We start from the raw sequence: 16,022 nt of genomic DNA, 5'->3' as shown, positions 1-16,022 counted from the left end.
ATAAGATATAGGCGGAGATTTGTATGGGTGGAAGCAAAAAAGGGGTATACATATTCGCAGGAATAATCTTATCATTATTTGCACTTACAACGGCTTATTTTGCAACTTCGGTTATCATAAGCTTTAAAAAGGGGCCGGAACGTGCAAAACAGGATTTTACCCGCATCAGTGAAAATATCAGTTCGGCTTTATTTTTCGACTTAAATGCCGACGGTGCACGAGAATTTCAAAGCAAAGCTTTAAATAATAATCGTATTGCCGCTCTATTGATATCATCGGGACAAAACGTTATCTTTGCCTATCCTTCGGTATCACCCCTTATCGACACCGACGAAGCCGGCAAACCCGCATTAAAAAGTTCTTCGCCGTTTATAAAAATCTTCGGAGACGCTCTGCCCTCCGCCCCGGCGGCAAACACTGTACTTACTGCAGCAATATACACCCTGCACCCTTCGGATATTTACAATCCGGCGCGGCTTTCTTTTTTAATTATATTAAGCTGTACTCTTTCGGTGTTTGCGGTTTTAATATATCTTTCAGCTGCAGCTCCGCAAAAAGAAAAAGAACCGCAAAAACAAAATGTTCCCGAACAACCTTTTTTTTCCGAGTCCGTACACACAGGAGCTCCGGAAAAAGCATTAATTTCGTACTCACCGGACAATGCGGAACCTTCCGATAATTTCGCTGCAACCGATAATTTTGCCGCGGCACAAAACGAAAGCCTTTTTGAACGAATAAATCACAACGAAGACAAAGAAACTCCGAATGAATACGGCGACAAAGCCCAAAATACCGATTTTACGGAAAAAGCACAAAAAAATTCACCGCAGCAAGACAGTTTCAGCGATCCGATGGGTTTGTTTTCTCCTTTGACCGGAGTCGGCTGGGAATCGTATATGGAAACGCGGCTTGATTCCGAATTGATAAGAGCGGCTTCTTCCGAGCAGGATTTGGCTTTAGTGCTTTTGCGCATACAAAATATTGAAAATAACGAACTTATGATTAAAAGAACGGCCGCAGTACTTTTGGATTTTTTTAAATTTAAAGATTTTGTATTCGAGTATAAAAAAGACGGTTTTGCCGGAATTCTGTTAAATGTCAACTTGGATCAAACAATGGTATTGGCCGAAACAATGTATTCACAATTGAAAGAGCTTTTGGAATCGGAAAATATCCGTAATAAACTTGCTATAGGAATTTCAACACGAAGCTTGCGCCTTTTACCGGGAAGCCGCTTAATCACCGAAGCGGATAAAGCATTGGAAAAAGCATTTGACGAAACGGGGATGCCTATTGTCGCATTCCGTGTAAATCCCGACAAATACCGCCAATTTGTAGCCGACTCGGAACGTCAAATGTGAATATCTACTTAGGTAAAAACCTCATCGATTGAGTACGTTTTTTTTCCGCCCTCTACCCATTCATTATACGCATCTTCTGCAAGATAGTAATCTTCCATATCATCGAGCTGTTGTTCAATAGCCCGTATGGCATAAAATGTTTTTGTTCTGCCCGTTTTAAGTGCGAGCCGTTCAAGGTGCGACTCGGTTTCAGGTTTTAAACGTAAGGCTAACATAAACACCTCCGAAGTAAATGTTATACGAGTATATCGCTATACAAGTATAGCGGTAAAGCATTAAGATGTCAAATATGTTTTAAGCACCGACCGTATGTAAGTCGAAACCGCAAGGTCTTATTATGGAACTGTCGTACTTTAAATACCGCGGGAAATCGTCATCCTTCGCTATAGGCAAAAAGGAAATGCGGCACAAATCTTCCCCTTCCCGCTGCGAACTTAATTGAATTCTCACTTTATAATCTCCGCGTTTAATTTTATAAAAACATGAAGCGGTAATAGTCGCAATTTCAATGCAATTATTCGGCACCGTAAATTTGAATTCCAAAATACGCTTTGCGTCATCGCAGATAACCGCGTCCTGCGATACATCGATGTGTAAAATCCCGCTTTCGGAAATCGTCATAATACCGACGGATTCCGGCCGGAATGAAAACCCCTGCTCAACATGTTTTTCGTTCCATTCATTAAAGGGATTTTTAAGTCCTTTGCGGAAAATATGAAATTGTCTGTAACATAAATCCAAACTGCAAGATGTATGCGATTCCCGAGCCATAGATTTTATTTATCACCTTCGGTTTTTGTAAAATTGCTTACATTACAACATTCAATTTTTTACATAATGCTTCTTGCAGTGTTTGACTAAAATTAAGTCCGGCTTTTTCCGCCTGTGCATTAAGCCAAAAAGGGATAGTCAATGTTTTTTTTACAGCCTTTTCATTCACCTTGAATTCACCACACACAAAGACAACAAAACTGTCTTTGTCGGTTTGTATTTTATTTGCCGAAGATGCGGCAGGTAAGGTATCAACGGTATAATCGTCTTGTAAAAACAATTCCATTGCCTCAACGGCATTTATATATGCTTCGGATTGACTGTCGCCTTGCGTCATACAACCGTTCAGATCGGGAAACTCAACCCAAAAACCCTCGTCCTCATAATGAAAAACGGCAGGATATATAACCTTCATTTATCAACCTCGGTTTTTGTAACCGTAAACAGTTTTTCCAAGTCGGCGATGTTGGAGGCGTCCGGATACAGTTCGGCGTAGGATGAAAAAACGGTGCGCGCCTGTTCGTCTTTTTTAAGGGCGTGCAGCACTAAAATGTAGTTTGTGCATACGTCTTTGTCGTAGGGGTGTGCTTCATATAAGGCTTCGTATTCGGTTTCGGCTTTTTCCAAATCGCCTTTTTGACCGTAAATCCAAGCAATCGATTTTTTTAAAAGAAGATTGTCTTTATCCTTTTCGAGTAAAGAACCGTATTCTTTTAAAGCGGTATTCCAGTCTTTGGCAAGGGCGGCGGTACGGCCGATTTTGAACGAAAGTTCACGGTCGCTTTTAACGCCCGTGCGCAAGGCTTTTTGATACAGTTCAAGCGCCTTGTCGTATTTTTTAAGCTCGGCGTAGGAATCCGCCAAAAGATAATATTCGCGCCCCAAATCTTCTATCATACCCGATGAGCGCGCAAGAGAGTTTGCGCCGCCTGAAGCGCAGGAAGCAAGCGCAAGTGCCGACACAAGTGTGAACACCGGTATAGGTACAAGCGGCAAAAACAAAAACGAAGGCGAATGCCTGAAAAAGCGGCGGCGCACGGCGTTTAATGTCCCAAAACGGTTTGTTCGATTTTACGCAGCTGAGAGCGGTACAATCCTGCAATATTGGAACCGTAATCGGCAATAAGCTGGATTATATTGCGCGGGGAAGCTTCGGCATCAACACCGTTTAAGCGGTCGCCCGCATCGCCCAAGCCGGGCATAATGTAGGCGGAGTCATTTAAAACGGGATCCATCCACAGGGTATAGCAGGTACAGTTATCCAAAGCACGCACAACGCGCAAACTGCCTTTGAGGGCGGCTATAACGTTAAAAAACAAAATCGAGCGAGGCTTTACGCCCTGTTCCAAAAGATATTTTACAATCGTAACCAAAGAGCCGCCAGTTGCATTCATCGGATCGGCAAAGACAAGGTCTTTACCGTCCATTTCGCTAAGATTAAAAAAGGATTTTTCCAAATCCAAAATATATTCCATATTCGATTCCAGTTTCGAATCGTCGCGCTTTATTTTAAACAAGGCAAAGGGCGTTACATAACCGTGCGAAGAATATTCTTCGATTTCTTTGGATATAATCATCGACGGAAGAAGGGCGCCGCGCAGCATAACGCACATAACCGTATTTTCGATTTTAAAATCGATGTCGGGAATTTTATGCACGGAATAGTTTTGCACGGGAACGGTAACGGGCGTTTTTACAACGAGGTAATTTTTATTGTCGGTTTGGTTTCCGGCAAAAGCCATGCGGAACAGCATTTCGTAAGCTCTTTGGCAATAGTATACGAACTCGTTGTGTCCCGTGCGTATATCGCGCAGTTTTGCGATAACGCGGGAAGCTTCGGCATGGGCTGAACGTTCGGTTGCAAACGAAAACACTTTTAAAGCCGGCACTTCTTTACAGATTTCCTGCATTAAGTGCCCCATTTCGTTAAATACGTCTATAACTTTTTTTTCTTCGTTTGCAATGGACGAGCTGAAGCCGCCGGCGGAAAGAAGGCTAAAAGAGTTCATAGCGCGCTTATACATCGCGTCCATTTGAGCCAAATAGTCCTGATCTTTTTCGGTTAAATAGCCGTCCAAGGCTTCCGCTTTTAATATAACAGTTGATTTCATACATTCTCCCGATTATTTTTTAGGCCGAAATCCCGCCAAAAGGGCGGGAGACACGACAAAGTTATCCAACACCAAAATATTTCCCGCTTCCGGCTTTACGATAATATTCGTTCCCAAAACGGCAAAGCGGAACAGTTTTTCGGCAATTTTTAAAGCGCGCTCATCGCGCATTTGAAGTTTTAAATGAACGATTACGTAATCGTCCTTATAGGGCTTTACGGTACCGGCCGCATAGTCGATAGCAAGTTCAAGTGCGGAACCGACCATTTTGGGCAAAAGCACTCCCGCCTGCGGCATATATAAACCGGCTTTTTCGTCATCCTGTATAAAAGAGCGTACCGGCACTTTTTCCGTCCCTAAAAGCGGCCAATCCGGTTCGGGAGAACCGAGCAGACGGTACAGGGCGTATTTTTTTTGCATGGAAAAAACGTCCTTATTCGACACAAAGACGGTGCCGCTGTCCGGATATGCAAGTTCAAAACCGTAAGAGGATTTTTTACGCTTAAAAAGGGTATCGCCGTCTTTTGCGCTTATATCGGCCCAGCCTTTTTTGTGCGTTAAAGCCGCATTAAGAAAAAATAAGGGATAGTTTCCGCGCAAAACGATTTGAAACGACACCTTATTCATCAAGCCCTTGCCCTGTTCGACAAAAAATGCCGCATAAACGGTAGAGGTGCGTCCGAAAATGTCCTGCAAATCGGAATCGGAAACTTCATCCGTCCATGCGCGCACAAGATTTTGAAGAAAGCTTTCGTTTCCTTTTACGGGAATGCGTAAATACATCCCCGCTCCCTCGTCGAAAAGGGTAAAAGGATCGATATGAGTTTCCGCTACGGGCGGCGTTTTACAGGCGGCGAAAAAAAGGCTCGCTGTTATACAGAGCGGCAAAACCGCACACAAAAGCGTTTTTTGTATTTTTTTTTGTGCATTATACTGCACCTTATACTTTTTCAAGGTCTGCCTTCCATACAAGATCGCCCGCTTCAACGCAAGCGGCGGAATCGGCGATTCCCGAATCCTTCCAAATTGCGTCGGCTGCAAGGGTTTCGCTCATAATGTAATCGCCGAACATTTCAAAGGCTTTGCCCAATTCTCCGTCGGGGTCGGTACCGGCTGCGACAAAAAGTTTTATGCGGTCGGTAACGTTTAAGCCGCGCTCTTTGCGCAGGTTTTGAACGCCGCGTACCAAATCGCGCACATAGCCTTCAAGCTTTAATTCTTCGGTAATTTCCGAATCGAGGGCAACCGTCAACGTTCCTTCGTTTACAACCTTTAAACTCGATTTTTCCAAACGCTCGACGATTATCTTATCTTGGGTCAATTCAATCGTTTTACCTTCGACATCGATACTTAATACCGCACCGTCAAGCACCGACTGAATCGCCTGCTGTTCGAGGTTTGCGATAATCGCAGAGGCGGACTTCATAAGGGGGCCCAGTTCTTTACCGAGGGTACGGAAATTCGCCTTTGCGCGGTATTCGACCAATTCGTCTTCGCGCTCGTGGAAAACCACCTTTTTAACGTTCAGCTCTTCGCGTATGGATTCTTCCATAGACAAAAGCACGGTTTTTTCGTCGGCATTGCGCGTAACGAATTCGACGCTTTTTAAGGGCTGGCGGATTTTTAAGTTGTACTGATAACGAAGCGCGCGTCCCATGGAAACGGCCTTTTGTACGGTTTCCATTTTAAACTCCAATTCCGTATCGCGCTTTTTGGCATCGTAAACGGGATAGTCGGCCAAGTGAATCGATTCGGGATCCGCCTTTGTGCCGGTTTTTCCGCCGCTTGCTTCCGCACCGTCCAAGCGCAGGTTTTGCCACATTGCTTCGGTAATAAAGGGAATAACCGGGGCTGCGACAAGGGCAAGGGTTTTAAGGGCGGTATACAGGCTTTCGTATGCTTCGATTTTATCTTTATCGTTTTCGCTTTTCCAAAAACGGCGGCGGCTCCGGCGGATGTACCAGTTGTTCAGCTGGTCGATAAAAGAGACAATCGGGTCTATCGCAGCGGAAAGGTCGTAGGCGTCCATCGCTTCGGTTACTTCTTTAACCGTTTTTTGCGTAATCGATAAAATCCAGCGGTCAAGGGGGTTGACGGGCGCTTTGTTTTCAAAGGCGCTGCCGCTCACTTTAACCTTATCGATGTTCGCGTATGTTACAAAAAAGCTGTACGAATTCCACAACGGAATTAAAATTCCTTTAAGAATATCGCGCACGCCCTCGTCCGAATATTTTAAGTCGTCGGCTTTAACGGCGGCCGAATGCATTAAAAACAGGCGGATAGCGTCCGCACCGAACTGCTTTATAACATCGGCGGGGTCGGTGTAATTGCGCAAGCTTTTGGACATTTTTTTGCCGTCGGAGGCAAGGATAAGACCGTTGACGATACAGTTTTTAAACGCGGGCTTATCGAACAGGGCGGCCGCCAAAATGGTGAGCGTGTAAAACCAGCCGCGCGTTTGATCCAAACCTTCGGATATAAAGTCGGCGGGAAAATGATTTTCAAAATAGTCCTTGTTTTCAAAGGGATAGTGATTTTGCGCATAGGGCATGGAACCCGATTCGAACCAGCAGTCCAATACTTCGGGAATGCGCTCCATTGTGCCGCCGCATGAACAGGGAATCGTGATTTTATCGACAAAGTGCTTGTGCAAGTCTTCGGGATATGTTCCGGAAAGCTCTTTGAGTTCTTCGCGGCTTCCGATGCAGACGGTTTTTGCGCAGTCGGGACATTTCCAAATCGGAAGCGGATTTCCCCAATAGCGGTTGCGGCTGATAGCCCAGTCGCGCGCGCCTTCAAGCCATTTTCCGAAGCGGCCCGTTTGTATGTGTGAGGGCTGCCAGGCGATTTGATTGTTCGCCTTTAAAAGAGCCGGCCTCATTTGTTCGACTTTTACAAACCAGCTTCCGATTGCGCGGTAAATAAGGGGGCTTGAACAGCGCCAGCAATGCGGATAGGCGTGCAAAATCTGTTCGCGCTTGACAAGCTTTTTTTCGCTTTTAAGGCGCTCGATAATATCCTTATCGCAGTCTTTTACAAAACGTCCCTCGTAATCGCTCACTTCGGATGTGAACTTACATTCGCCGTCAATCGGACACACCGTCGGAACTCCCGTTCCCTTAAAGATTTTATTGTCGTCTTCACCGAAACCGGGAGCCGTATGAACAAGGCCGGTTCCGTCTTCGGTTGTTACAAAGTCGCCGTTAAAAACGCGGAATGCGCCGATTGAAGCGGGATTTCCGTCCGAGCCGTCGGTTTTTTCGGCTAAAGAAGCAAAATAAGGGAACAGAGGTTCGTAGCGCATATCGAGCAGTTCGCTTCCCTTTTTTTTCCATACAATCGTATAATCGGCTTCGTTTTTATAATAAGCGCACAAGCGCGATTCGGCTAAAATATAGTATTCATCGCCGTCTTTTACTTTGACGTAATCGATGTCCGCCCCTGCGGTAAGACCGAGGTTAGAAGGCAGTGTCCAAGGGGTGGTCGTCCATGCCAAAAAGTAGGTTGAACCGTTTAATACGTCTTTATCGTCAAAACCTTCGGGTATGCCGTTTACTTTAAAGCGCACCGTGATTGCGGGATCGTGCACATCTTTGTAGCCGCCCAAATTCAATTCGTGATTTGAAAGCACGGTTGCACAGCGGGGGCAATAGGGCAAAATATAATGACCTTCGTATAAAAGTCCCTTTTCCCACAAACGTTTCATAACCCACCAAATGGATTCCATATAGTCGGGGTTCATGGTTTTATAGTCGTTTTCAAAATCGACCCAGCGTCCCAAGCGGGTTACCGTTTGCTTCCATTCTTTTACATAGCGCAGCACGCTTGCACGGCATGCTTCATTGAATTTATCGATACCGTATGTTTCGATATCGGCTTTACTGTTGAGTTTTAATTCTTTTTCGATGAGATTTTCGACCGGAAGGCCGTGGCAGTCCCAGCCGAAGCGGCGTTCCACCTTTTTACCCTTCATCGTGTGATAGCGCGGTATAATGTCCTTTATCGTGCCGGGAATAAAGTGCCCGAAATGGGGTAAACCCGTTGCAAAGGGAGGTCCGTCATAAAACACATATTCATCGCAGCCTTCCCGCTGCTCTACCGATTTTTGAAATACATTATTTTTTTCCCAAAAGCTCAGGATTTCTTCTTCCTGTTTGGAAAAATCGACTTTGGGATCAACCGCCTTATACAAAATAAAACCTCTCAAAAAAATAAATTCGGATATATAGTATAAAAGTATACTGTAAAAAGGAAAAAAATACTAGTACTGTTTTCAAACCGTGCATCCGTGCACGGTTTGAAACTTGAGTTTTATAAAGCACCGAGCGCTCTATAAAACTCATTTATCTGCGGCTTTTTCCGGCATCCGTGCCGGGATATCAAAAAGCTTCCGCGTAACACTTTATATTTGATTTACTTTATGGTTCTGTACACGGATGTGCAGAAAAACCGTTGATAATCAATTTTATGCGAAGCATAAAATTGGAGTTCAAAACCGAACAGGAGGTTCGGTTTTGAACTATTTGCGGGCGCGAAACCCCATCGCACACCTTCTATTATCTCCATGTTAAAACAACAATAGTGTAGTGTCCCTGCCTTCACCGTTGTTTCAAATCCCGTACAAGGAGGTACGGGAAAGCCATAAATAATCGGTTTTACGCGGAGCGTAAAACCGGAGTTGAAAACCGAACAAGGACGTGAGGTTTTCAAACTACATCCGTGCACGGTTTGAAACTTGAGTTTTATAAAGCACCGAGCGCTCTATAAAACTCATTTATCTGCGGCTTTTTCCGGCATCCGTGCCGGGATATCAAAAAGCTGCTTTCATTGTCAATTCGGCGGTTTTGTGCTATAATCGGCTTATGAGTACAGTCAGAAAGATGCCCATAGGCGTGCAAAGCTTTGAAAAACTTATAACAAACGATTTTTTTTATATTGATAAAACCGCTCATATATGGAATTTGGTAAAAGATCCCGCCCCATATTTTTTAAGCCGGCCGCGCCGTTTCGGAAAAAGCCTGTTTCTTTCAACACTCAAAGCCTATTTTCTCGGTCAAAAAGAACTCTTTAAGGGCTTGGCGCTTGAAACATATGAAGAAGCCGAAAAAGAAAAACGCGAAATCTGGCAGGAATATCCGGTACTCTATTTGGATTTTAACCCTTCAAAATATGAAACACGGGAAGATTTGGAAAGTCTTTTAAATAATCATCTGTGCAGGTGGGAAGAACTCTACGGCCGTAAAGACTCGGAAAATACGATTACCGAACGCTTTTTCGGTGTAATCAACCGCTCCTGCGAAAAAACGGGCAGACAGGCGGTTATCCTCATCGACGAGTACGATAAGCCGCTTTTACAAACCATGTGGAAAGACGAAAACCTCAACGAAATATACCGCACCGTTCTTAAAAGTTTTTTCGGCGTTATAAAAAGTGCCGACCAATATATCCGCTTTGCCTTTTTAACCGGAGTTACCAAATTCAGCAAAGTAAGTATCTTCAGCGATTTGAATAACTTACGCGATTTAAGCCTTCTTTCGGATTATTCGGGTATCTGCGGCATTTCGCAGGAAGAACTTGAAAAAGGCTTTGTGCCCGAAATTAAAAACCTTGCCGAAAAAAACAGCTTGAGCTATGAAGAAGCCCTTGCAAAACTAAAGCAGCGCTATGACGGCTATAAATTTGCTCGGAAAGGAAGCGCAATGTATAATCCCTTCAGTTTGCTCAATGTGTTTGCATCGGGAGAATTTTCAAGCTATTGGTTTGCAACGGGAACGCCCACCTTTTTGGTCGACTATCTTAAAAAAGCCTATTACAATATTCCCGACCTTGACGGAAACGTCAAAATCAACGAAGCGGGTTTGGAAACCTACCGGGCCGATGCCGTAAATCCCCTGCCCATACTGTTCCAAGCGGGCTATGTAACGATTAAAGACTATAACGATTTTGCAGGCCTGTACCGTTTAGGCTTCCCCAACGATGAAGTGCGTTACGGTTTTTTGGATAATTTACTGCCCGCATACACTTCCGTGCGAAGCGATAAAACGGGGCTTTCAATTTGGGAGTTTTACGAGCAGATAGAAGCGGCGGACATTGACGGCTTTATGGAAAAGCTGAAAGATATCATCTCAGGCATTCCCTACGACAGTCTTACCGAAAAAGACTTGGCTTTGCGCGAGCAAAATTACCAAACGGCAGTCTATCTTGTCTTTGCCCTTATGAACCAATTTGTACATACGGAAGTTCACTGCGCCGCAGGCAGGGCCGACTGCACAGTCGAGTTTAAAGACAAGGTGTACATCTTCGAGTTTAAGCTCACGTCCAACGGCACGGCCGAAGATGCCCTGAAGCAAATACGCGAAAAAGGCTACGCCGACAGGTACTCCGGAAGCGGCAAAAAAGTTATAGCCGTCGGTGCAAGCTTTGATGAAAAAAAGCGGACGATTAAAGACTGGATTATTGAGTGAGGAACGGGCATAGAATCGCACCGGACGTGCGATTCTATGCGGCAAGTTTCGCAAGCGAAACTTGGAGGCGTGCAGCCTTGTCCACATCCCGCCGTCTTTCGAACACAGGGAAACACAAACCGAACCTGCGGTTTGCCCTGCATAAAAATAAAAGCGGCATTGAAAATGTTTTGTGAAAGTAGTAAAAAATCGGGAAAATGCAGTTTTTATGGGGAACCGTGTGTAATTCCTACAGCTTGTATATCGCTCTATTTATACTGTATACTTATTACATCACAGTAAAAATCATGCCGAAGGGGAAAACAGTGCTCAAAAAGCTCTTATGTATCTGTTTTGCAGTTATTGCCGTAACGGCTTGTTCGTTTAATGAAAAAGCTTTAGGCAGTATTGATGTTGAAGAAAGCCGCATTTTGGAAGTATATCTTGTTAACAATAAAACACCGCTGATTGTGTTTTCAAAAGAAAAAGAGGGCCTTATTTCCACCCTTACCGAATATTACATTCAGCATAAAAAAGAAGTGTCGGGGCCTTACAACGAGCGTCCGATTGTGCGCCTTTCTCCCGATAGAAAAACATATGCATATTGCGCTAAATCGGAAGGTAAGTGGAGCCTTACCGCGGGAAAAGAAAAAGCGGGTCCCTTTGATGAGATTATCGATTTTTCATTTTTCCCCGACGGAACGGCATTGGCATACAGAGTCCGCATAGACGGCAAAGAATACGTTTTTACCGGAAAAGAAAAAGCAGGCCCCTTCGAAAACACATCCGATATATTGTTTGCTCCGGACGGCGCGCCTGACGGCTGTACATTCGCATATAGTGCCCGCATGGACGGCAAAGAATACGTATTCACCGGAAAAGAAAAAGCGGGCCCCTTTGAAGAGGTTTCACACTTGGCCTTTTTTCCGAAGGACAATACGGTAACGTATGAAGCCCGTATAGACCGAAAATGGTATATTATGACGGGAACCGAAAAAGCCGGCCCCTTTGATTACTATATCGACGATATGGCATTCTCCCCTGACGGGAAAACACTTATATATACGGCTGTAATAGGCAACAAGCGGTACCTCTGTGCAGGGAAAGAAAAGGCAGGCCCCTTTGAAAGTATTTCCGATTTAGTGTTTTCTCCGAACGACAATACTTTAATATATAGCGCGTCCATAGGTGAAAAACGGTACGTTATTACGGGTAAAGAAAAAGCCGGCCCTTTTGACGATACGTCCGGCTTTTTGTTTTCGCCGGACAGCGCGCCGGACGGCGGTACGTTCGTATACAAGGCACTCATAGACGACAAATGGTATATTATTACGGGTAAAGAAAAAACGGGTCCCTTTGATGAAGTCTTTGAATTCGTTTTTTCTCCGGACGGCGGCAAATCCGCATACACTGTCGTCATAGACGGCAAATTTTATTTTTTCGAAGGAAGCGAAAAAAACGGCCCCTTTAATACGGTCGCGGGATTAACCTTTTCCCCCGACGGAAAAACACTGGCATATGTGACAAAATCCGACGACAATGAATGGTATGTATGCGCAGGAACTGAAAAAAGCGGCCCCTTTTACGATATCGGGTGGCTGACATTTTCTCCCGACGGAACGGTTTTAACCTATGCGGCGGAAACGGACAGCGGCCGTTATATATTTGAGGGGAAAGAAAAAATCGGCCCCATTGACGATGCCTATCCCATAAATGTTTTTCCCTATAGAAAACTGTTTATGTACGCGGTACAAAAAGAGAATAAGGGTTTTATCATAGACGGAAAAGACGAAGACGGTCCCATTGATGATATCGATATTTTCAACATTAAAATATCGCCGGACGGAAGTAAATTGGCGTACGAGACTGAAATAGGCGGCAAATGGTATGTCAATTTAAACAAAGAAAAAACCGGCCCTTACGATACCGTGCACGATTTGGAATTTTCTCCCGACAGCAGTACACTCGCCTACATTGCCGAACTGGACTGGCAAACATTTATCGTCGCAGGAAAAGCACAGGACGGTCCCTTTAACGCTGTTACCGATTTCCGATTTTCCCCCGACGGAAGCACAGCGGCATACACCGCTCAAAAAGACGGAGAAATCATCCACAAAGTTTTTATTGACGGTATCTCATATCCGGGTACAATCACATCGGACGGAAAAACGGTATACATAAAAAACGGACAAGTTATGGTGCATAAATAAAAATAAGGAGGATGTCCATGCAGGAGAAAAAAATACGTATTGAAAAAAACTCCGTTCAGGAAACGCTTATTGTTCCCCTTTACGGAAGAAAAATGTGTGCCGAAAAATTTCCTGACTTATATAACGATATGTCGGCAAAAAAGCTGTGCGAAAAGCTGGATTACGATTTTTCCGAACAGGAAGCAAAAAAAGATTCGTTTGCCTACGAATTCGGCGCCCTTGAAGCGGCAATGCGGCAGCTTGACATTATGTACGAAATTAACGACTATCTAAAAACGCATCCTAAAGCCGCAGTCGTTAATTTGGGCTGCGGTTTGGATCAAACGGGAAAAACCTGCGACAACGGAAGCTGCCGCATAATCAACGTCGATTTTCCCGACGTTATAAAAATCCGTACGCAGCTTATACCTGTAGGTGAGCGCGAAAAAAACATCGCCTGCGATTTAAAAGATTACTCATGGATGAAAGAAGTCGCCGGGGATAACGGCGCCGTATTTTTTGCGGCGGGCGTATTTCACTACTTTAAAAGAGAAGACGTAAAAAATCTTGTTTTAGAACTTTCACGGCGTTATCCGGGCGGCCGCTTGATTTTCGATACGGTCGGCAAAAAAGGCTTGGAGTTAATGCTTTCAAAAAGCTTAAAAAACATGGGCATAAGCGATGTGGGCGGTTTTTTCAGCGTAAACAATGCCGCTCGTCAGTTAAACTGGTCGGATAAAATACGGGTAACAAGCAAAGGCTATATGCTCGGCTACTACGATATGAAAAATCCGGGCATTAAGGGAGCGCACCGTTTTTTAGCAAAAATCGGCGATTCCCTTTTAAAAATGGCAATTATCCGTATGGACTTTTCGGCATAAGAAAAGCCGCATGTTTAAAAGCTTCAGCTGAGCAGCATATTTGTTTTTTTTTAGTTTCACACCTCCGTGCGGAAAAATCAACGTACTTCCCGCAAAAAAGCATCTTTAAAGCCCCATAAAACAAAGCGCTTTAAGATAACCGGATATTCGTCTTTATTTAACGGACCTATAATAACTTGATAAGCGCCCGGCACTTTTTCCGACTTGATAAGGCGAAGGGGGTACTTGTCCGCATATTTTTCAAAGACGTCGGCTATATTCGCCTCATTTTTATACGTGGCAAGCTGTATACAATAACTTCCCCTGCCCAAAGAAGCAATACCGTCTATAAGATATGCATCCTTATGTACTGATTCGACTATTTTTGAGTAATCGTACTTTTCGGATTTTGAAGGCTCTGTAAATGTAAGTTCGGCTTCAGTTTCCGCCGGTTTTTCGGTATACACAAAATAATCCGGCAGTATTTCTGCTGTTGCATCTTCATCCGTATCCGCGGTATCCGAATCTATAACCGCAATTTCGGCTGCGGCGGGAGGATTGCTTTGCGCTTCGATTAAAACATTCGGTTCTTCCGCCGCAACGGCATTTTCCGTTTCGATTTCGGGTTCGATTACGGTTTTTTCGGAAACGGATTCTTCTTCGATTACAGCCGAAACTTCAGGCACGCTCTCGGCAAGGTCCGCATTGTCGGTATTTTCGGCAAGCTCTCCCTCGATTATCGGTTCATCGGCCGCTACGTCAGCCGTTGCATCGGCCAGCACGTCGGATGATACGTCAGCTATCGGTTCGTCGGAAAAAACAAAAACCGTATCAACCGGCTCCTCGGCGGGAGGCTCTTGCGCCGCAACCGGTTCTCCGTTTTCTGCGGGAATATGTTCCGCAATTTCTGCCGGTACTTCATTTTCAAAATCGGATACGGCAATAACGGGAGTCGAATCTTCCGCCGAAGGTTCGGCCGTTTGCTCAGGAATTTCGGCAACTTGTACGGGCGGTTCTTCAAAAACGGCACTTGAATCTTCAGCGGAGGATTCAGCCGCTTGCGTATCGGCAAAAGGAGTAAAAACGTAGCCGGTTTCTTCCGCAGCGGGAAGGTTTTCAACTGCGTTTTCGGCAGCTTCAAGCACACTATCGGCGGTACTGTGAACATCTGCCGCGTGTACGGCGGCGGTAATTTCAGGTTCGACGACAGCGACTTCGGTCGAATCGGCTATCGTCGGTTCGGGCAGCGCCGGTACAGTATCACTGTGCGTTTCGGCCGTTACGGGTTCCTGCACCGTTACGGGAGATTGTACCGAAGCCGCAGGAGAAACGGCTTCAAATGCCTTTGACAAAACCGACATCTCCATATCGCTGCCGTTTTTGGTTATTTGCACGATGCTGTTTGAATCTTTTGTAATAAAAAGCCGTTGTGCCGCTTCCGGCGATAATATAACGGCAATTCCCTCGGCAGCGCTGAAAGTTCCGAAAACCAATGCTTCCACACTTACCTTTGCGGCAGGATTTGTAATAAGAACCGTATCGCCGGGCAAAAATGCTGCCGTTTTTACATAAAGTCCCGGAGGCAGCTCTCCCCCATTTGCAACCACGGCCCTTCCGTCAAGCGACGGTTTAGATGCTGACATAAAAAGAAAAAAAATCAAAACCGAGCTTATTATTTTTATACTGTGTTTTTTTATCATACAAAACCTCTTACCGTACCCCTTGTAATATCTTTTCGATAGCATAACCGACTTCTTTTGCGACACGCTTTAGCGCTTTGCTGTCGGTTTCCCCTTCATATTTTTGTCCGATATCCTGTTTTTTTTCCGCTATGCAGGTTTTATTTTTTACGCGAAAAATACGCCAATCTATGCTTTGTATATCGGAAAAAACAATCTTTGCCGGATTTTCAGGAATAATATCATTATAACGCACTGTAATTTGTACCATAATATCAAAAAAACCTTCCGCACTGTTTTTTAACGCTTCGGCAAGAGCTTGATTTATATCGGCATCGGTTTTTGCGGCGGCAACACTTGAAACGATATACCCGCTGTCGAACAGGGTTTCAAGCACTTCATTTTCAACGGCAATTGTAGTACCGCGCAACAAATCGACCCCGGCATCTTTTTGATACATAAATACGCTTACGGAAGAAGCAAACGAAAAAACCGCCGAGAAAAAAAATAATATAAAAAATGAAAATCGTACTGCGGTTTTCATTTTCCCCTCCGTATCAATCATGTTTTATCCTTATTTTATTGTCGGTTTTTTTTCCAACAGTATT

13 protein-coding genes are annotated in these 16,022 nt (G+C 44.6%); 4 read left to right on the top strand and 9 right to left on the bottom strand.

Translation table 11 applies throughout. From position 1 onward, the window contains the following. Positions 1-23 precede the first annotated feature (23 nt). On the top strand, positions 24-1,361 hold the full coding sequence (locus H0R92_RS10510) for a diguanylate cyclase domain-containing protein (RefSeq protein WP_432964313.1): 1,338 nt from the start codon (positions 24-26) through the stop codon (positions 1,359-1,361). A gap of 8 nt (positions 1,362-1,369) precedes the next feature. Here H0R92_RS10510 and relB read toward each other — a convergent pair whose 3' ends face one another. The 7 genes from relB to ileS all read right to left on the bottom strand — a co-directional run bounded on the left by relB (position 1,370) and on the right by ileS (position 8,435). Next, entirely contained in the window at positions 1,370-1,576 is a 207-nt protein-coding gene (gene relB, locus H0R92_RS10505) for a type II toxin-antitoxin system RelB family antitoxin (protein ID WP_432964310.1), read from the bottom strand. 79 nt (positions 1,577-1,655) lie between these two features. Next, complete coding sequence (gene comJ, locus H0R92_RS10500; RefSeq protein WP_432964307.1) at positions 1,656-2,132, bottom strand: competence protein ComJ; 477 nt, start codon at positions 2,130-2,132, stop codon at positions 1,656-1,658. A 37-nt stretch (positions 2,133-2,169) separates the two neighbouring features. Continuing rightward, positions 2,170-2,547 carry a type II toxin-antitoxin system HicB family antitoxin gene (locus tag H0R92_RS10495; protein WP_432964304.1) on the bottom strand — a complete coding sequence of 126 codons (378 nt, stop codon included), beginning with the start codon at positions 2,545-2,547 and terminating at the stop codon, positions 2,170-2,172. Next, complete coding sequence (locus H0R92_RS10490; RefSeq protein WP_428771108.1) at positions 2,544-3,107, bottom strand: tetratricopeptide repeat protein; 564 nt, start codon at positions 3,105-3,107, stop codon at positions 2,544-2,546. Before H0R92_RS10490 ends, H0R92_RS10495 begins: the two co-directional genes overlap by 4 nt. A gap of 68 nt (positions 3,108-3,175) precedes the next feature. Further along, positions 3,176-4,243: a uracil phosphoribosyltransferase gene (locus H0R92_RS10485; protein ID WP_428771107.1), complete on the bottom strand. Its 1,068-nt coding sequence runs from the start codon at positions 4,241-4,243 to the stop codon at positions 3,176-3,178. 12 nt (positions 4,244-4,255) lie between these two features. Further along, positions 4,256-5,197, bottom strand: coding sequence for a lipoprotein (locus tag H0R92_RS10480; RefSeq protein WP_432964299.1), 942 nt, complete (start codon positions 5,195-5,197; stop codon positions 4,256-4,258). Next, positions 5,184-8,435 (bottom strand): isoleucine--tRNA ligase, encoded by a 3,252-nt coding sequence (gene ileS, locus H0R92_RS10475; protein ID WP_432964296.1) that lies wholly within the window; start codon positions 8,433-8,435, stop codon positions 5,184-5,186. Before ileS ends, H0R92_RS10480 begins: the two co-directional genes overlap by 14 nt. Positions 8,436-9,105: 670 nt before the next feature. Here ileS and H0R92_RS10470 point away from each other — a divergent pair. The 3 genes from H0R92_RS10470 (at position 9,106) to H0R92_RS10460 (ending at position 13,756) form a co-directional block, all read left to right on the top strand. Continuing rightward, complete coding sequence (locus H0R92_RS10470) at positions 9,106-10,707, top strand: ATP-binding protein (protein WP_432964293.1); 1,602 nt, start codon at positions 9,106-9,108, stop codon at positions 10,705-10,707. A 305-nt stretch (positions 10,708-11,012) separates the two neighbouring features. Next, positions 11,013-12,896, top strand: coding sequence for a hypothetical protein (locus H0R92_RS10465; RefSeq protein ID WP_432964290.1), 1,884 nt, complete (start codon positions 11,013-11,015; stop codon positions 12,894-12,896). A gap of 17 nt (positions 12,897-12,913) precedes the next feature. Beyond that, positions 12,914-13,756: a class I SAM-dependent methyltransferase gene (locus H0R92_RS10460; RefSeq protein WP_432964287.1), complete on the top strand. Its 843-nt coding sequence runs from the start codon at positions 12,914-12,916 to the stop codon at positions 13,754-13,756. 77 nt (positions 13,757-13,833) lie between these two features. Here the strand turns inward: H0R92_RS10460 and H0R92_RS10455 are convergent, their stop codons facing one another. Then, positions 13,834-15,435 (bottom strand): hypothetical protein, encoded by a 1,602-nt coding sequence (locus H0R92_RS10455; RefSeq protein WP_432964284.1) that lies wholly within the window; start codon positions 15,433-15,435, stop codon positions 13,834-13,836. Between the two features lie 10 nt (positions 15,436-15,445). Next, entirely contained in the window at positions 15,446-15,958 is a 513-nt protein-coding gene (locus H0R92_RS10450) for a hypothetical protein (RefSeq protein ID WP_432964281.1), read from the bottom strand. Positions 15,959-16,022: the final 64 nt, after the last annotated feature.

The sequence above is a fragment of the Treponema sp. OMZ 840 genome (assembly GCF_050937815.1).
In the GTDB taxonomy this organism is placed as follows: Bacteria; Spirochaetota; Spirochaetia; order Treponematales; family Treponemataceae; genus Treponema_C.
This window is presented reverse-complemented; position numbering and strand designations above follow the sequence as displayed.